We start from the raw sequence: 16,903 nt of genomic DNA, 5'->3' as shown, positions 1-16,903 counted from the left end.
CACGCGCGGCCTCGGGCCCGGATTCACGCCCGGACGCACGCACGGCGTCGGGCCCGGATTCACGCGCGGCGTCGGGCCCGGGCTCACGCACGGGCGCTGCCCCGGGCTCACTCGCGGGCACTGACCCGGGCTCGCTCGCGGGCCCCGAACTCACGCACGAGCTCGGGCCCGGAGCCACCCGCGGGCTCGGGCCCGGAGTCACCCGCGGGCTCGGGCCCGGAGTCACCCGCGGGCTCGGGCCCGGACCCACGCGCACGCCCACGCTCAGCCCGCGATCGCCTCCCACAGGCTCCACACGCCCAGCGCCAGCATCAGCAGGGCGGCGATCTGGGTGATCAGCTTCAGCGGGACCCGCTTCATCAGGGCCTTCCCGCCGACGATGCCGAGTCCGGCCACCGCCCACAGCGCCAGCACCGCGCCGAGGCCGACGGAGAGCGGGTCGTCGTAGCGGGCGGCGAGGTTGGCCGTCATGATCTGGGTGAGATCGCCGAACTCGGCGACGAGGATCAGCATGAAGCCCGCGCCCGCGACCTTCCAGAACGACTGGTCCTCGGGCCGCCGGACCGCCTCGTCGCCCTCGTCCTTCTTCAGCAGCAGCACCGCGGCGCCGCCCAGGAACAGAACGCCCGTCAGCGCGTGCACGATCTGCTGCGGCAGCAGCGTGAGCACGCTGCCCGCGGCGACCGCGAGCACGACATGCAGCGTGAAGGCGGCGGCGACACCCGCGAAGACGTAGGAGGCGCGGTAGCGGGTGCCGAGGACGAGGCCGGCGAGGGCGGTCTTGTCCGGCAGCTCGGCCAGGAAGACGACGCCGAAGACGAGCGCCGTGACGGTGATGCTGATCAAGGTTCCTCAATCGGTCGGGGCCGCCCCACCGAGAGTGCAGTACCTCACATACTTCACACAAAGACACCTCGGCACGGCAGCGCACAAGTCACCCGCGCCATCCATGGGGCACGGGCGTGCACTGCTTGCCGAAGGTCTCGCTGGCCGACCCGTACGACGGTCGTACGACGGTCTGAACGACGGCCGGTACGACGGGTCTGCCTCCGGGCGCCGGCTCAGACGAGCTGAGCAGTATGTCGACGGTCCCGGCGAAGAGCTACTCCCCTTCTGCGGTCCCCATGGTACGAGATCGTTCTGCCATAAACCTTGTCGTGTCATGAACGCGTCACTAGTTTCTTACCGAGCGCTCATCTCCCCGCAACTCGGCACCGCGAGCATTCCAACGCTCGCGCTCCAACACCCCGCTTCCCCCCTGGAGTTCGCATGTCGAAGTTCTACGCGCGTGGACGGCTGAGCATACTCGCCGCCCTCACCGGTCTCATAGCCTCGGTCGGGCTGTTCATCTCCCCGACCGCTTCCGCCGCCCTCCCCACCCCGGTCAGCGCCGCCACCGCCCGCACCTACCTCGCCTCGCTCACCGTGGCGACCGAGGACCGCACCGGCTACGACCGCGACCTGTTCAACCACTGGATCACCATCTCCGGCACCTGCAACACCCGTGAGACGGTCCTGAAGCGGGACGGCACGAACGTCGTCACCAGCTCCGCCTGCGCCGCCACCAGCGGCACCTGGTACTCCCCCTACGACGGCGCCACCTGGACCGCCGCCTCCGACCTCGACATCGACCACCTGGTCCCGCTGGCCGAGGCCTGGGACTCCGGCGCCGACTCCTGGAGCAGCGCCACCCGCCAGGCCTTCGCCAACGACCTGACCCGTCCGCAGCTCATCGCCGTCACGGACAACGTGAACCAGTCCAAGAGCGACCAGGACCCGGCCGAGTGGATGCCGTCGGTCACCTCGTACCGCTGCACCTACGTCCGCGCCTGGGTCCAGGTGAAGTACTACTACGACCTCTCGGTCGACTCCGCCGAGAAGAGCGCCCTGACGAGCTACCTCTCCGGCTGCTGATCGATCCGTAGTCGCCGGGACCTCCCGTGGACCTCCGTCGTTCCGTACCGTACGGGGCGACGGAGGAGGGCGATCACGTGGCCGAACTGCGGCTGGGACCACTGCTGAGGTACGCCGACGGCTCGTCCGCGACCGTGTGGGTCGAGGCGAGCCGTCCGTGCGCCGCCGAGGTGCGCTGCGCAGACGGCGCCGCCGGCACGGCCCGCACCTTCCAGGTCGCGGGCCATCACTACGCCCTGGTCCAGGTCGGCGGCCTGACGGCGGGCACGACAACGGCGTACGAGGTCCTCCTCGACGGCGCCCGCGTCTGGCCGCTGCCCGACTCCCCCTTCCCGCCGTCGGTCATCCGCACCCCGCCCGACGGCGAAGCCGACGGCGACGGCACCGGCACCGGCGACGGCGAGGTCCGCGTGACCTTCGGCTCCTGCCGCTGGGCCGCGCCCCCGGCCGACGACCACGACCCCGTCGGCCCCGACGCCCTCGACAGCCTGGCCGCACGCCTCGCCGCCGACCCGACGGCCGAACGCCCCGACGTCCTGCTGCTGTTGGGCGACCAGGTGTACGCCGACGAGGTCTCCGACCGGACCCGGGAGCGGATCGCCGCCCGCCGCGGCCTCACCGATCCGCCGGGCGCCGAGGTCGCGGACTTCGAGGAGTACACCTGGCTGTACTACGAGTCCTGGCTCGACCCCGAGGTGCGCTGGCTGCTGTCCACCGTGCCCAGCTGCATGGTCTTCGACGACCATGACGTCGTCGACGACTGGAACACCTCCGCCGCCTGGCTGGCCGACATGCGGGCCACGCCCTGGTGGCGCGAGCGGATCCTGAGCGGCCTGATGTCGTACTGGGTGCACCAGCACCTCGGCAACCTCACCCCGGCCGAGCTGACCGCCGACCCGCTCTACGCCGCCGTCCGCGACACCCCCGACGGCACCGACGTGCTGCGCGCCTTCGCCTGCCGGGCCGACGCGGACCCGGCGTCCGTGCGGTGGAGCTACCGGCGCGACTTCGGACGGGTACGGCTGCTGATGGTCGACACCCGCGCCGCGCGGGTCCTCGACGAGGGCGAGCGCTCGATGCTCAACGCCGGCGAGCACGCCTGGCTGCGCGCACAGGCCCTGGACCGTCCCGGCTCCTACGATCATCTGCTGATCGGCACCTCGCTGCCCTGGCTGCTGCCACAACTGGTGCACGACGCCGAGGCGTGGGACGCGGCCCTGTGCCGGGGCGAGCGCGGACCGCGCTGGGCCCGGTTCGGGGAGAAGCTGCGCCGGGCGGCCGACCTGGAGCACTGGGCGGCCTTCCCGACGTCCTTCGCCGCGCTGACGGCGCTGATCGCCGAGGCGGGCGGCGGGGCGCGCGGCGGGGCGACCACCGGGGCGCAGGCCCCGGCGAGCGTGCTCGTGCTCTCCGGGGACGTGCACCACGCGTATGTGGCCGAGCCCCGCTGGCCCGACGGGACCGGTCCGGAGGCGCGTGTGCTGCAACTCACCTGCTCCCCCGTCCACAACGCCATACCGCTGTCGATAAGGGCGGGCTTCCGCTTCGGCTGGAGCGCCGCGGCCCGGGCGCTCGGCCGGCGGTTCGCCCGGCACGGCCGCTGCCCGCGCCCGCCCGTCGAGTGGCGGAAGACGGGCGGACCGTGGTTCGGCAACCAGCTCATGACACTGACCCTGCGCGGACGTTCGGCCCGGCTTCGGCTGGAACAGGCCCGGGACGACGGCGTCCTGTCCACCGTCCAGGAATCCGACCTCACTCCGTGATCCGGGCGGCGCCGGCCCGCCTGCGGGGCGACCCCGGGACGACCGCGGACTGGTACCCCGACCGTGCAGCAGGCCACCGTCAACGCCTGACCCGACGGCCGCCCGCCCGAAGGTGAACGGACTGTGCCGAACACACGAGCCCCCCGTGAATCTGCTGTCACACCCCAGGCGTACGCTGTATGGCTGTCATTGGCCGCACCTGCCGCTCCCCCGCGACACAGCGGCACGGTCGGACCGCCACGGGGGAGACAACGGGGAGTCTGCGGTGTTCGAGAGTGTGGGGGCGTTGCTCGGCAGCCCCTGGATCTACGCGGTGGTGGGCCTGTCGGTCCTCCTCGACGTGTTCCTTCCGGTACTGCCGAGCGGGGTGCTCGTCATCACGGCGGCGACGGCCGCGGCGGCGGGCTCGGGCGCGGTGGCCGGCCAGGTCCCGCACGACGTCCCGGACATCATGGTCCTGATCCTCTCCGCGACGACCGCCTCCGTGCTGGGCGACCTGGTGGCCTACCGGCTGGCCTGGCGCGGCGGTGAGCGCCTGGACCGCGCGATCGCCAGCTCCCGTCGGCTGACCACCGCGCAAAAACGTCTCGGCGACGCCCTGGCCCGCGGCGGCGGCGCGCTGGTCGTGCTGGCCCGCTTCGCCCCGGCCGGTCGTTCCGTCGTCTCCCTCCTCGCCGGCACGGCCCACCGCCGCCCCCGCGAATTCCTCCCTTGGTCCGCGCTGGCCGGCCTGTCCTGGGCGGCCTACAGCGCCGCCCTCGGCTACTACGGCGCCCACTGGCTCGGCACGACCTGGCTGGCCACGGGCGTATCGGTACTCGCCCTGGTCGGCGCGGGTGCAGGCGCGGGCTACGTCATGCGCAGACAACCGGCGTAACGGGCCCGAGCCCGCCCCCCGTCGCCGGGGCCCTCGCCTCTGGGGTTCGCCGCCCCTGGGGCGCGCTACGCGCCCGCCGTCACGCTGCGGCCCGAGCCGCGTACCTCCAGGCCGTCCAACAGTTCGGCGGTGGCCGCGGTGATGGCCTCGACCGCTCTCTCGAAGACCTCCCGGTTGTGCTCGGCCGGCGCCCGGAAGCCGGACACCTTGCGGACGTACTGCAGGGCTGCGGCGCGCATCTCGTCCTCCGTCGCCTCCTCGGGCAACGCGGGCGGACGAAGCGTCTTGATACTCCGGCACATATACCCAGTCTCCCTCTCCGACTCTCTCTCCGGCTCCCTCTGTGGCTCCCCGGCCGCATGTCATGGTCAGCACCGCCTGCGGCGGGGCGTTGCTGCGCGCGCGGCCGAACGACACGGCGTGCCGGGCCGGTAGCCGCTCAGGGACCGGTGCGCAGGTCGAGACACCAGTCGTTGGACTGAATCGGGTTCCCCTTCGGGTACTCCAGCTCGACCTGCCCGAGCAGCGTGAACCCGGCCTTGCGGCAGACCCCGTTGGACGCGGGATGGTCCACCTTGGGGAAGGCGTGCAGCGCCGGGTGCCCACCGGTCTCCCGTATCTCCCGTACGACGTCGACGAGCGCGCGGGCGGCCCGCGCCGCGAGCGCTCTGCCTTGGAACTCAGGCAGGATCGCCCAGCCCGTCTCCCACACCGTGCCGTCCCGCCACTCGCGCTCCCAGTAGCCGATCGAGCCGACGGTCTCCCCGCCGTCCGCCAGCGTGACGCGGTACATGCGCCCGTTGAACGGCTCGACATACCGCCGATGCCGGTCGGCGAGCTTCTCCTGGCTCTCCGGCCCGCCCAAGTGCTCGGTCATCTCGGGGCTGTTGGCCCGCTCCAGCAACCAGAAGTCACCCTCCGCCCAGGGCACCAGCCGCACTCGCTCCACACCGTTGAGATCCATGCACCCACCGTAGAACGAGGGTCTGACATTGACCGGTTCACACGAACGCACCAAAGCAGCTCGCCACCCAAATTCGAACAGGCGTACCATTGCCGTGTGGCCAAGACCTATGACTTTCCCAGCGACCTGCGCGCCGGTCAGGAGGAGCTGCATCAGGTCCGAGCCGAGCTGTCGGCCCTGCTGAAGCGCCTCCCCTGGTCGGTCGAGCCCCTGGACGGCTTCAGCGACGACACCGGCTGGCGCAAGACCGAGCGCCCCGCCTCCCCCGGCTGGACGGCCGACGAACAGGCCGAGGTGGAGAAGCTCCGCCGGCGCGAGCACGAACTCGCGGTCTTCGTGACCTGCCACCGCTACTGGGCGGAGATCGCGGCCCCGGACCGGGTCGAGGCCCGCATGAACCTCAAGCACGCGCACGAGTAGGGTCCCCTTCAAACCGCTCTGTCCGTGGGGGGACACATGCGCATCCGCGCCGCCATCGCACTCACCGCAGCACTCCTTGCACTCACCGCCTGCTCCTCGGAAGGTGGCGACTCCGCCGCCGTCGGCGACTCGGGCACACCCGTGGCCGAGCCGACCGTCAGCGTCCCCGCCGAGCACGAGGGCGACGACCTGAAGGCGGCCGTCGCCGTCTACACCGCCGCGTACTTCGCCGCCGACGCCGACACCGCGTACGGCATGCTCTCCGCCCGCTGCGCCGAGGAGACGACGAAGGACGCGTACGCCGGCGTCGTCAAGCAGGCGAAAGCGGACTATGGCGAGGACCACCCGGCGACGGACATCGCACCGCAGGTGTCGGGCACGCAGGCCAAGGTCGCCTACAAGGTGCAGGGTCTGCCCAAGTTCGACCAGCAGGCGCAGCCGTGGACCCTGGAGGGCGACGCCTGGAAATACGACGCCTGCTGACGCACGACCGCAGCCTCAGCTAGGCGCCAACCCGGCCCGCGCCGGACGCCGGAACAGTTGCTCGACGACAGTGCTGCCCCAGCGATCTCCGGACTGCTCCGAGACCAGCGTGAAGCCGTGCTTCTCGTACATCGCGCGGGCCGTGTCGAGCCCTTGGAACGTCCACAGCGTCGTCGCCTCGGCACCGCTGTCGTCGCAGTGGGCCAGCGCGTCGTTGAGCAGCCGCCGCCCGAGACCTGTGCCACGAGCCTCCGCGCCCACCAGGAACCAGCGCAGATGCGCGTCGCGCGGGCCGCGGGACAGATCGACGGCGATCGAGCCGACGACCGTACCGCTCTCCTCGTCGCGGGCGATCCAGATCCGCCCGGCGGGGTCGTCGCGCCGGACGAACTCGGCGAGGTCTCCGGCGACCACCGCTTCGAACGCGACGCCGAAGCCGGCGATCACGGCGTACTCACGCGCATGCAGCGCGGCGATCTGCCCCACATCCCCCGGCCGCAGCTCCGTGTCCACCTCGATGGCGGCGCGGGAACCGGGAAACGGGCGCCCGAGGCGGCTCTGCACAAGAGCCTCGGCATAGATCCGCAGACCGCGCCGCACAGCCTCCTGCTCCGGCTCGGCAGGGTGCGCAAACGCCTTCTCCACCTGAGCCGTTCCGTGCCGATGAATCGCCCGGACGGTCTCCCGCCCCTTGCCCGTCAGCGACAAGGCCTTGTGCCGACGATCCGCCTCGCCCAGTTCCTCACGAATCTCATCGGCATCGACCAGCCTGCGCAGCAACCGACTCACGGTCGAACGATCCAACAACAACTCGCCCGCAAGCTCGGCAGCCGTGATCCCGGGCGCCCGATCGATCTCGATCAACGCATGCACGGTGGACGGCGGATAAGGCGACGCCGCAAGCGTCGAGTCCATAAACCCCAACTCCCACGCCACCCGCCGAGCATGAGCCCGCACCGCCAGGACACGACCCTCGTTCCGCATCCAACAGATGCACCACCCAACCGATGCACGAAGCAACTAATCGGGGCTTGTGCGCAGTCGCCCACGGACCGCGGCACACGAACGCACGCAGGGCTTCGAGGGCTCGCAGCCCTTGCGGTCTTCGGCCTTCCCGCTTAGCAGATTCACCCCAGAACCACACCGAAATCCCCCTGATTGGGCCCTTATTTAGCACGATCGAATGACCTTCCCGGTTTGGTGCAACCACACAACGCCCACACCAGTCGCACACCTGCAAACCACAAGCGATCCCTCGGGGGGACACGTGAGCCAGCAGTACCCACAGCACCGGCCGCAGCAGCCCGGATGGGGAGCCCCTCAGGCCCCGGGAGATTTCCCTCCGCCGCCGAAGAAGCGCAGCGTCGGCAAGATCGTCGGTCTCGGCTGCGCCGGCGTCTTCGGCCTGTTCCTCATGATCGGCATCATCGGCGCCGTTGCGAGCGGCGGCGACAGCAAGGACACCAGCGCCCCCGACGTCAAGCCCGCAGCCGGCGTGCCCGAGGACGAACAGCCCGCCGCCGACTCCGCGCCGAGTAAGGCCGCGAAGACCGAGGGCACATCCGAAGCGCCGAAGAAGAAGGTCGTCACCTTCAAGGTGTGGGGCACCGCCCCCGCCGGCGCTCTGGGCCCGCTCGACATCACCTACGGCTCGGACAGCGACAACCGCAAGGGCACGTTCAAGGACGGCACGTTCGAGGCCACGCTGCCCCTGGACGGCGACGCGCTGTACTACAGCGTGATCGCTCAGCTCCAGGGCTCCGGAGACATCAACTGCTCGATCACGGTGGACGGCCACACCGAGAACGGCCACGCGTCCGGCGGCTACAACATCTGCAACGCACAGGCCAACGCCGGCCTCCTGGGCAGCTGGGACTGACAGCCGCCAGTCGCCTTCCTGGGCTCGATGTGGACCTCGGACGCAGAAGCGGCCTCCCGGGTTTCCCCGGAAGGCCGCTGACCTGCTGACTGACCTGGTGGGCGCGGACGGTTTCGAACCGCCGACATCCTGCTTGTAAGGCAGGCGCTCTACCCCTGAGCTACGCACCCAGGACGAGTCGACAGCCTACATTGCCGCGGGCCGTGCCCCGCAAACCCGTATCGCCCCGTGCCGGTGTCTCGGGGGTTATCCCCACCCCGGTTCCGGGAGCGGGCCGGATCGAGTGGCGGGCCGCCGGTGCCTACCGTCGTGAGTGCCTTGTCAGAGCGCCTCAGGGGGAGATCGATCATGGCCCGTAGGACCCGTACAACCCGTACAACCCGTTCCGTCCTCGTCGGCGGGGCCGTCCTGGCCCTTGCCCTGGCCGCGAGCGGCTGCGCGTCCGCCGATGATGACGCGCATCCCGATCGGCGGTCCTTCGCGTTGCAGGGCCGTACGCTCACCGTCGACTCCGACGACTCGGCGCTCGAGATCGTCGCGTCGGACGACACCGAGGCGGGGACCGTCGACGTCACCCGGTGGTTCCAGGGGTCGGTGGCCGTCGGCAAGGCGCCGAAGGTGACCTGGGCGATGGCGGACGACCGGCTGACGCTGCGGGTGCAGTGTTCCGGGGTGGTCGCCGACTGCGCCGCCAAGCACCGGATCGAGGTGCCCCGGGGCGTCGCCGTGAAGGTCGGCAGCGACGACGGCAGTGTCCGGGCGCGGGGCTTGCGGGACGCGCTGAGCGTGCGCACCCAGGACGGCTCCGTGCACGTCACCGACTCCAGCGGGCCGCTGGAGCTGCGCAGCGACGACGGTTCCGTCCGCGCCGACGTCTCCTCGCGCACGGTGGACGCGCGCACCGAGGACGGCTCGGTGCGCCTCACCCTGAGCGCGGTGCCGGACCGGGTGGAGTCGGTCAGCGACGACGGGTCCGTGACGATCACACTGCCCGAGGCGGCCTACCGGGTCACCGCGAAGTCCGGCGACGGCGCGGTCGACGTCTCCGTGCCGCGCGACGAGTCCAGCGCGCACGTCGTGAGCGCACGCACGGCCGACGGCAAAGTCACCGTCAGGAACGCGAACTGAACGCGAACTATCCGACCCGTGTGTTCGTCCTTAACCGGTGGGAGAATGACACCGGCAGGGTGGATGACAGCACGGGAGAGGGATGTGACGGCGACACCAGCGCAGCCGTATTCGCCGTTGGCCCCGCACGCACGACCTCGTGCCCTGCACGCGCTCACCGACGCCCTGACGCTCGTCGCCCTGCCTCTCGTGGTCGTCCTCGCGCTGCCCGCCGCGTTCGCCGGCGGCGGCACCCGGCGCTGGTTCGGCGGCCGGGCGGAGGGCCAGCGGGCCGAGGCCCAGGCGGCGAAGGACGCCGCGGCGGCCGCCTTCTACGAGTTGGACACCGCCCAGCGCGACCTGCGGATCTCGATCGAGACGATCCAGGCCGTGGACGACACGCCGGCCGCCCGGCGGGCCGTCGCCGACTTCCAGGCCGTCGGCAGGCGGATCGACGAGGCCAGCCACCAGTACATCGAAGCCGTCGACGCCCACGATCTCGACCGGGACGACCTGGAGGCCTCGGCGGCCGCCCAGGCGCGCACCGAGCTGACCCGCGCCAAGGACGAGTTGGGTCGCGTCAAGCAGGAGCTGGACCGGTTCGCCGACGGTCTGGGCCCGCTGCTCGGCAAGGCAGAGACCCAGCTGGCCCGGCTCGCACCCGCCGTGGAGCGGGCCCGGCAGGCGCTGCTGGCCGCGTCCAACGCGCTGGACGCCGTCCGGGAGAGCGGGCTGCGGGCCGACGATCTCGCGGCGCGGCTGGCGGCGCTCGCGCCGGAGCTGACGAAGCTCAACCAGGGCGCGGGGCAGCACGGGGTGCCGGGGACCCTGGAGCGGGCGGAGCGGGTCGCACGGGAGGCCGAGGCGGTCCGGGTGGAGGCCGAGCGGCTGCCGGAGCGGGCGGCCGAGATCGACCACCGGCTGGTGTCGCTGCGCACCCGCGCGCAGGCGCTTCAGACGCGCTCCGGGCAGGTGGAGCCGATCCTGAGCGAGCTGCGGCGGCGGTTCACGGCGGCCTGCTGGCAGGACCTGCAGCATGTGCCCGACCAGGCCGGGGAGAGCGTCCGGCAGGCCGAGGCGAAGCTGAAGGAGGCGCAGGCGGCGCGGGACGCGCAGCGCTGGCCGGACGCGACCGCGCTGCTGTCCACGGTGCGGGCCCTGCTGAACAACACGGACGAGGCGGTCTCGGCCGCCGGTGACCGGCTGACCAGGCTGAACGCCGTGCAGAAGGATCCGCAGGCGGAGATCGACCGGACCCGGTTCGCGATCCGGGACGCCCAGCGGCTGGCCATGGCGGGGCGCAACACGCCCGATCCTCGGCATGCGCGTCCGCTGGACGACTCGGTGGCCCGGCTGGAGCGGGCGATCACCACGCTGGAGGGCCGGCACCCCGACTACTGGCACTTCCTGACCGAGACGGAGGCGGTCCGGCAGGCGGTCGGAGCCGTGGTGTCCCTGATCCGCGAGGAGCGCGGCACCGGGCACTGACGGCGGCCCGACGGCGGACCGACACCGGACTGACGGCGGACTGACGGCGCACTGCCGGGGGCCCGGCGTTGCCCCCGGGGGGCGAGGGGCGGATATTGGGTACGCAAGGCCTCCGTCGGCACGTCCACTCCCAGGGAGGCGGAGATGGCCGCACACGCACTGCACAGCCGTCCCAAGCGGCGGATCACGTTCAACGAGCATCTGCCGGTCGACCACCGGCTGAATATGGTCTACCGGATCGGCGCCGGGCTGATGGGCCTCGGGCTGCTGGTCTTCGGGATCTTCGGCGTCATCGACAAGATCGGTTTCTTCGACACCGGCGGGGACGAGGTGTGGAGCCTCAACACCAACGGCGCGCTCAGCTGGCTGTCGATCGGCGTCGGGCTGCTGCTCTTCGTGGGCATGGTGATCGGCGGGAACTTCGCGTCCACGCTCAACATGACCCTCGGTCTCCTGTTCATCGCCAGCGGCTTCCTGAACATGGCGCTGCTGGAGACGGACTACAACTTCCTGGCCTTCAAGATCCAGAACTGCATGCTCAGTTTCGTGATCGGGATCCTGCTGATGGTCTTCGGGATGTACGGCCGGGTGGGGTCCGTCCTGCCGCACGACAACCCGTACTGGCGAGCCCGCCACCCCGCCGAGTGACGGGGTGACGGGCCGGCCGGCTCAAGCGCGCTGCGCGTACCGGATCAGGTGCGGTACGCGTAGTAGTACGCGTTCGGGTACGAGGACACGATGCTCGCCACCGACCTGCGGAGCGTGTTGTTGGAGTGGTACGTCAGGTACGGCACGCCACCGCTCTTGGAGGTGACGATCATCGTGTGGTCCTTGGACCCGTCCCGGTCGAAGTCCACCTGGAGGACGTCGCCGACCTCCATCTGGTAGACGTTCGCGAGGTTGGTCGTCCGCTTGGTGTTCTGGGTGAACCAGGACCACTCGTTGACGCCGACGAACGAGTACGACTGGATCTCGTTGTTGCCGAACCACCGGGTGTAGTCGTAGACGTACCCGGGGACGTGCTTCCAGCCGCCGGCCTTCAGGGACTGGCTGACGAAGTTGGTGCAGTCGCCGCCGGCGCCCCGGCCGTTGAAGTCCGGGTAGTCCTTGTTGTAGACGTTCCAGTACTTCTCGGCGTACGTCGCCATCGCCTTGTAGTCGAAGGCGGTGCCGGTCTTCGGGACGGCGGCCGGGTTGCGGGTGGTCGCCGCGCGCGGGGCGTTCGGCATGTCGTCCGCCTTGGCCGCCTTGACGGTGACGGTGGCCGGCTTGGACAGCGTGTTCACCGCGAGACCGCCCTGGTCGGTGTCGCGGATGTCCGTCAGCTGCCAGTTGCCCTGCCCGTCGGCCTTGAAGGTCAGCTCGTGCTGGGCCTGGAAGCCGGTGGTCTTGGGCGCGTTGCCGGTCGTCCGGGCATAGGTCAGGGTCGTGGTCTCGGTGACCGCGGCCTTGGCCGTGCGGCCCGTCACGCGCGTGGCGTTCAGGGTGACGACGGTGGCGGCCTTGCTGTACTTCTCGCCGGCCTTGGCCAGCTTGTCCTTGCGCTGCCCGAGCGAGGACAGCGTGGAGTCCTCGGCGCGGGCGGTGGTGGAGGACAGCTTGACGTCACCGGAGAAGCCGTTGGTCAGCGGCTTCTCACGGTCGCCCTGCGTGCCCGTGACGAGTGCGTCCGTGCGGTCGGTGAAGACCGCGTCCGCCAGACGCTGGAAGGTGGCCTTGGTGCCCGCGTCCACCGTGGGGTCGTCGGTGACCGCGGCGCCGGCGGACCAGTTGGGCAGCAGAGCCACTCCGGCGACGACCGAGGTCGCGGCTGCCCCGAGTATGGAGACGCGACGGCGCGTCCCGCTCAATTTCCTTGACTTCACTGATGTTTCCCCTCTTGCCCCGGCGGAGGGATGCCGGGAAGGGCATCTTTGCATGGCATGTGTAGCCGTTGTGAAGAGGGCTACGGTTGAGGTTTGGTCACTTCACGACGGTCGACCAGTCCGGACTCTGGGCCGGGTCGAGGCTGCGCATCCGCTCCAGCGTCTCGGGCTTCTGGACGTCCATCCAGTCGGCCAACTCCTTGAAGGACACGCACTTCACGTCCTTCTTGGTGCACACGTTCTCGATGACCTGGTCGACGGCTTTCATGTAGATGCCGCCGTTCCATTCCTCGAAGTGGTTGCCGATGAACAGCGGGGCCCGGCTGCCGTAGTACACGCGGTTGAAGCCGCCCATGTAGGCGTCGAGGGTCTCCTGCTCCCACTGCGCGTACTTGGCGGGGTCGCCTTGGGGCTCGCCGTCGGACTGGTTGGCGAGGAAGTTGAAGTCCATGGACAGGGACTGGACTTCGCCGAACGGGAGCGCCTGGAGCGGGAAGTCCCAGAGGCCGTTCTTCTTCGACGGCCAGATCTGGAAGCCGCCCGGGTTGGACGCGTCGTAGCGCCAGCCGTAGCTCTTGGCGGCCTTCACCAGGTTCTCCTGGCCCTCCAGGCAGGGCGCCCGGCCACCGGTGACCTCCTTCTTGAAATCGAAGGGCAGCGGGTCCATGTCCTTGTAGCCGGTGTTGGTCTTCCAGTTCTCCGCGAACTCGTAGAACTGGTCGATCTCGCTCTTCCACTCGTCGACGCTCCAGAAGCCGCCGCCCTTCGCGCCGCAGAAGTGGCCGTTGAAGTGGGTGCCGATCTCGTTGCCCTCCTTCCACGCCTCCCCGAGCTGCTCCAGCGTGGTGCGGATGTGTTCGTCGGTGGGGTAGCTGATCGCGGCCGAGCCCTTGGAGTGCTGCGGCGGGGAGTACAGGTTCTTCTTGCTCTTGGGCAGCAGATAGATGCCGGTGAGGAAGAAGGTCATGTTGGCGTTGTACTGCTCGCCCATCTTGCGGTAGTGCTCGAAGAGGCCGTCGTCGCCCATGAGCGCGCCGTCCCAGGAGAAGACGACGAACTGCGGCGGTTTCTCACCGGGCTTGAGCGGGACGGGCTTCAACTGACCCGTCTGCGGCCCGGTGTACGAGGTGGAGCCGTCCCCCAGGACGTGGGTCTTGCCGTCCCACACGGGCTCCTCGGTGGCCTTCGTCACGCCCGGTTTGCTCTCCCCCGAGGAAGCAGTCGGCGCGGTGTTGGTCGTGCGGTTGAGCACCAGGTAGCCGCCCACCAGGGACGCGACGACGAGGAGCGCCGCAAGCGTCATGAACCCCGGGTGCGTGGTGGCGGGGCGGCGCGGTGCCGGGGCCTTTCGGCGACGGCCCGACGGTGACTTCATGTGCGGATCATTCTCCGGAAATCGGGGACTGGGGTGCCCGCTCGGTGGTCAGCCGAGCGGGCTCATGGCACCTGACCAGATGCCGTAGGGAACGCTGTCTTCGGTCGTGCCGGCGATGCCCTTCAGTGGAAGCGGTTCGAGGCTCTTGGCGAGGTCGATGCGGTAGACGACGACTGCGGTGGACACGGCCTTGGCCGTGCCGACGTACCAGGCGGCGGTGTCGTTCTGGGTGGTGCCCCGCTTGCCGGTCACCTGGCCGAGCGAGCCGGACCGGGCGGCCTGCGACTGCGAGGCGGGCACGTCGTCCGGGTGGGCGGTGCGGAAGGAGTCCGCGAGCGCGGAGTTGACCTCCTCGGCCACGTCGGCGCCGAACGCGCGGGTGGAGTCCGGGGCTTCGAGGACGACCTTGGTGCCGTTCCTGGTGATCATGCGCACCGAGTAGGGCTCGGTGTGCTTGCCGCCCGCGGCGAAGGTGGAGTAGCCGCTGGCCATGCGGATGGCGCTGGGTGTGACGCTGCCCGTGGACAGCGCGGGCACCTGCGCGCCGAAGCTGGAGGACAGCAGCCCGGACTTCTCGGCGGTGGAGCGCAGCACGTCCAGGCCGACGTCCATGCCGAGCTGGGTGAACGGCGAGTTCACCGACAGTTCCAGCGCCCGGTGCAGGGAGATCTGCCCGTAGGACTTCGCTCCGTCGTTCTCGGTGGCGAACTTCTTGCCGTTGCGGTCCCAGTAGAAGCCCTCGGGGGTGGTCAGCAGCTCCTCGTCGTCGCCGTCGTAGAGCGAATCGCCGGTGACGTCGGTGGTCTCCCCGTCGCGGGTCTTGTGGATGCCGTGTTCCAGGGCGGCCGCGTACACGAACGGCTGGAAGGCCGAGCCGGCCGCGACGGTCGTGGCGTTGGACTCGTTGTAGCCCTGCGTACGGTGGTCGGGGCCGCCGTAGACGGCGAGGATCCGCCCGTCGGCGGCGACCGAGGAGGCGCCGTAGTGCGCGTCCGCGGCGTCCTTCGGGTCGTCCTTCTTGGCCTGCTTGCGGGCCTTGGCGACCGCGTCGGTGAGCTGTGCCTCGCGCTTCTTGTCGAAGGTCGTGTAGATCTGGTAGCCGCCGAGGTCGAAGTCCTTGTCGGAGATGTTCCCGGCCTTCTTGGCGTACTGGGTGGCGAGTTCCACGAGGTAGTCGCTCTGCTCACCGGTGTCGTACAGCGGGTTGGACTTGAGCGGCTCGGGGAACTTCTTGAACTCCGCGCGCTCGGCCTTGGTCAGCTTGCCGATGTCGACCATCCGGTCCAGGGTCCACGACCAGCGTTCGACGGCCCGGGCGCGGTTGGCGGAGTTCAGGGTGGGGTCGTAGAGGCCGGCGCCCTTGAGGAGGGAGGCGAGGAACGCGGCCTCGCTGGCGTTGAGCCGGCTGACGTCCTTGCCGTAGTAGGCCTGGGCGGCGCGCTGGATGCCGTAGGTGCCGCGGCCGAACCAGCTGGTGTTGAGGTAGCCCTCGAGGATGTCGTCCTTGCTCATCTGGTTGTCCAGCTTGAGGGAGATCATCGCCTCGGTGAACTTGCGGCTGAGCGTCTGGTTCTGGTTCAGGTAGACGTTCTTGACGTACTGCTGGGTGATCGTGGAGCCGCCCTCGGTGTCGCCCTGGCCGATGGTGCGGAACAGGGCGCGGCTGATGCCCTTCACGGAGATGCCGGGGTCGCTGTAGAAGGTGTCGTTCTCGGCGGCGAGCACCGCCCAGCGGACGTCCTCGGGAATGTCCTTCAGCGGCATCGCCTGCCGCTGCACCCAGCCGGTGCGGGCCATCGGGGTGCCGTCGGACCAGAAGAACACGTTGTCCTGCTGGGTGGCGTACGAGTTGAGGTTGTCCGGGACGTCGGTGGCCGCGTAGGCGACGACGAGCAGCATGCTGCTCAGGCCCAGGGAGGCGAGGAAGCCGCCGAGGGTCTGCCGCCAGGAGGGTATCCAGCGCCGCCAGCCGGTACGGCCCGGGCGCGGGTACTGCGGGCGCAGCTTGCGGGCGTAGGGCTTGACACGAGCAACGTACGGGGCGAGGACGGCCATGAGCGGCGCGAGTCTGGGGCCCAGAAGCGCGGATATTCGGGCGAGAAGGGGAGGAGTGGGGGCTTTGCGGCGGTTTTTCGAAGAACGCGCTTTCTTTCCGTCATCACCCTGGGATATGTCCGGCACCGCAGGAATGTCGGACATTCGCAGCTGCATGGTCTCGTCGGCCTGGAAAGAGGCAGGGACCTTCAACTGCATGGTGGCATCCGGCTCCTGGGGCTCCTCCCCCTGCCCCGCCTGGGTCACGACGCGTCTCCCTCCGCACTCCGTATTGCTCGCGGGCAGACGTACAGACTTACGAGGGCCTGACATGGTTGCCGTTGATGCGGCCGCAAATTTTGAACCCTCCCGACCTCCGGGTTCAACGCGGCGCTCTCAAATTACCAGCGCCCTTCGCAAATTCTCCACATAAGAAAACGACAGAAGTGAACAGAGGTGAAACCGCTGACACCATGTCCGACCATAGGGGCTTACTCTGGCCCCATGCCACGCTACGAGTACCGCTGCCGGACCTGCGGCGACACCTTCGAACTGAGCCGCCCGATGGCGCAGTCCGCGGATCCCGCCGACTGCCCGGCGGGCCATGCAGACACGGTCAAACTTCTGTCAACGGTGGCCGTGGGAGGAACCAAGTCCGCCCCCGCAGCCAATTCGGGCGGCGGAGGCGGCGGAGGCGGTTGCTGCGGCGGCGGTTGCTGCTCCTGACACTCCTG

17 protein-coding genes and 1 tRNA gene are annotated in these 16,903 nt (G+C 70.0%); 10 read left to right on the top strand and 8 right to left on the bottom strand.

The window, feature by feature from the left end; genetic code table 11:
- Positions 1–264 precede the first annotated feature (264 nt).
- A complete protein-coding gene (locus ACWCPF_RS06605) occupies positions 265–846 on the bottom strand; it encodes a TMEM165/GDT1 family protein (protein WP_451043829.1) in 582 nt (193 codons plus the stop codon).
- 423 nt (positions 847–1,269) lie between these two features.
- On the opposite strand from ACWCPF_RS06605, the gene ACWCPF_RS06600 reads away from it, so the two are divergent.
- The 3 genes from ACWCPF_RS06600 to ACWCPF_RS06590 all read left to right on the top strand — a co-directional run bounded on the left by ACWCPF_RS06600 (position 1,270) and on the right by ACWCPF_RS06590 (position 4,554).
- Positions 1,270–1,914, top strand: coding sequence for an HNH endonuclease family protein (locus ACWCPF_RS06600; RefSeq protein WP_451043828.1), 645 nt, complete (start codon positions 1,270–1,272; stop codon positions 1,912–1,914).
- A 77-nt stretch (positions 1,915–1,991) separates the two neighbouring features.
- Complete coding sequence (locus ACWCPF_RS06595) at positions 1,992–3,677, top strand: DUF7800 domain-containing protein (RefSeq protein ID WP_451043874.1); 1,686 nt, start codon at positions 1,992–1,994, stop codon at positions 3,675–3,677.
- A gap of 265 nt (positions 3,678–3,942) precedes the next feature.
- Complete coding sequence (locus ACWCPF_RS06590; RefSeq protein ID WP_451043827.1) at positions 3,943–4,554, top strand: DedA family protein; 612 nt, start codon at positions 3,943–3,945, stop codon at positions 4,552–4,554.
- Positions 4,555–4,619: 65 nt separating this feature from the next.
- Here the strand turns inward: ACWCPF_RS06590 and ACWCPF_RS06585 are convergent, their stop codons facing one another.
- Together ACWCPF_RS06585 and ACWCPF_RS06580 are read right to left on the bottom strand one after the other, a co-directional pair.
- Positions 4,620–4,856 (bottom strand): DUF2277 domain-containing protein, encoded by a 237-nt coding sequence (locus tag ACWCPF_RS06585; protein WP_451043826.1) that lies wholly within the window; start codon positions 4,854–4,856, stop codon positions 4,620–4,622.
- A 137-nt stretch (positions 4,857–4,993) separates the two neighbouring features.
- Positions 4,994–5,518, bottom strand: coding sequence for a GNAT family N-acetyltransferase (locus tag ACWCPF_RS06580; protein ID WP_451043825.1), 525 nt, complete (start codon positions 5,516–5,518; stop codon positions 4,994–4,996).
- 96 nt (positions 5,519–5,614) lie between these two features.
- Between ACWCPF_RS06580 and ACWCPF_RS06575 the strand changes: the two genes are divergently transcribed.
- Both ACWCPF_RS06575 and ACWCPF_RS06570 read left to right on the top strand, forming a co-directional pair.
- The gene (locus ACWCPF_RS06575) at positions 5,615–5,938 is read left to right on the top strand and encodes a hypothetical protein (RefSeq protein ID WP_451043824.1); all 324 of its coding nucleotides are present in this window, start codon (positions 5,615–5,617) and stop codon (positions 5,936–5,938) included.
- A gap of 36 nt (positions 5,939–5,974) precedes the next feature.
- Positions 5,975–6,421 (top strand): hypothetical protein, encoded by a 447-nt coding sequence (locus ACWCPF_RS06570; protein WP_451043823.1) that lies wholly within the window; start codon positions 5,975–5,977, stop codon positions 6,419–6,421.
- Positions 6,422–6,436: 15 nt separating this feature from the next.
- Here ACWCPF_RS06570 and ACWCPF_RS06565 read toward each other — a convergent pair whose 3' ends face one another.
- The gene (locus tag ACWCPF_RS06565; protein ID WP_451043822.1) at positions 6,437–7,336 is read right to left on the bottom strand and encodes a GNAT family N-acetyltransferase; all 900 of its coding nucleotides are present in this window, start codon (positions 7,334–7,336) and stop codon (positions 6,437–6,439) included.
- Between the two features lie 352 nt (positions 7,337–7,688).
- On the opposite strand from ACWCPF_RS06565, the gene ACWCPF_RS06560 reads away from it, so the two are divergent.
- Positions 7,689–8,300 (top strand): hypothetical protein, encoded by a 612-nt coding sequence (locus ACWCPF_RS06560; protein ID WP_451043821.1) that lies wholly within the window; start codon positions 7,689–7,691, stop codon positions 8,298–8,300.
- 95 nt (positions 8,301–8,395) lie between these two features.
- On the opposite strand, the gene ACWCPF_RS06555 is transcribed toward ACWCPF_RS06560, so the two are convergent.
- Positions 8,396–8,470: transfer RNA gene (locus tag ACWCPF_RS06555), tRNA-Val, on the bottom strand.
- A gap of 178 nt (positions 8,471–8,648) precedes the next feature.
- On the opposite strand from ACWCPF_RS06555, the gene ACWCPF_RS06550 reads away from it, so the two are divergent.
- The 3 genes from ACWCPF_RS06550 to ACWCPF_RS06540 all read left to right on the top strand — a co-directional run bounded on the left by ACWCPF_RS06550 (position 8,649) and on the right by ACWCPF_RS06540 (position 11,543).
- On the top strand, positions 8,649–9,428 hold the full coding sequence (locus ACWCPF_RS06550) for a DUF4097 family beta strand repeat-containing protein (protein WP_451043820.1): 780 nt from the start codon (positions 8,649–8,651) through the stop codon (positions 9,426–9,428).
- Between the two features lie 84 nt (positions 9,429–9,512).
- On the top strand, positions 9,513–10,895 hold the full coding sequence (locus tag ACWCPF_RS06545; protein WP_451043819.1) for a hypothetical protein: 1,383 nt from the start codon (positions 9,513–9,515) through the stop codon (positions 10,893–10,895).
- A gap of 144 nt (positions 10,896–11,039) precedes the next feature.
- On the top strand, positions 11,040–11,543 hold the full coding sequence (locus ACWCPF_RS06540) for a DUF4383 domain-containing protein (RefSeq protein WP_451043818.1): 504 nt from the start codon (positions 11,040–11,042) through the stop codon (positions 11,541–11,543).
- A gap of 44 nt (positions 11,544–11,587) precedes the next feature.
- Here ACWCPF_RS06540 and ACWCPF_RS06535 read toward each other — a convergent pair whose 3' ends face one another.
- The 3 genes from ACWCPF_RS06535 to ACWCPF_RS06525 all read right to left on the bottom strand — a co-directional run bounded on the left by ACWCPF_RS06535 (position 11,588) and on the right by ACWCPF_RS06525 (position 16,388).
- Positions 11,588–12,760, bottom strand: coding sequence for an amidase domain-containing protein (locus tag ACWCPF_RS06535; RefSeq protein WP_451043817.1), 1,173 nt, complete (start codon positions 12,758–12,760; stop codon positions 11,588–11,590).
- 97 nt (positions 12,761–12,857) lie between these two features.
- Entirely contained in the window at positions 12,858–14,135 is a 1,278-nt protein-coding gene (locus ACWCPF_RS06530) for a hypothetical protein (RefSeq protein WP_451043816.1), read from the bottom strand.
- A 48-nt stretch (positions 14,136–14,183) separates the two neighbouring features.
- Positions 14,184–16,388, bottom strand: a complete 2,205-nt coding sequence (locus ACWCPF_RS06525; RefSeq protein ID WP_451043873.1) for a transglycosylase domain-containing protein — start codon at positions 16,386–16,388, stop codon at positions 14,184–14,186.
- Between the two features lie 285 nt (positions 16,389–16,673).
- Between ACWCPF_RS06525 and ACWCPF_RS06520 the strand changes: the two genes are divergently transcribed.
- Positions 16,674–16,895 carry an FmdB family zinc ribbon protein gene (locus tag ACWCPF_RS06520; protein ID WP_351911312.1) on the top strand — a complete coding sequence of 74 codons (222 nt, stop codon included), beginning with the start codon at positions 16,674–16,676 and terminating at the stop codon, positions 16,893–16,895.
- Positions 16,896–16,903: the final 8 nt, after the last annotated feature.

Source organism: Streptomyces sp. NPDC001858 (genome assembly GCF_053594615.1).
Note: the sequence above shows the minus strand (reverse complement) of the source record. Positions and strands in the feature narration are given on the sequence as shown.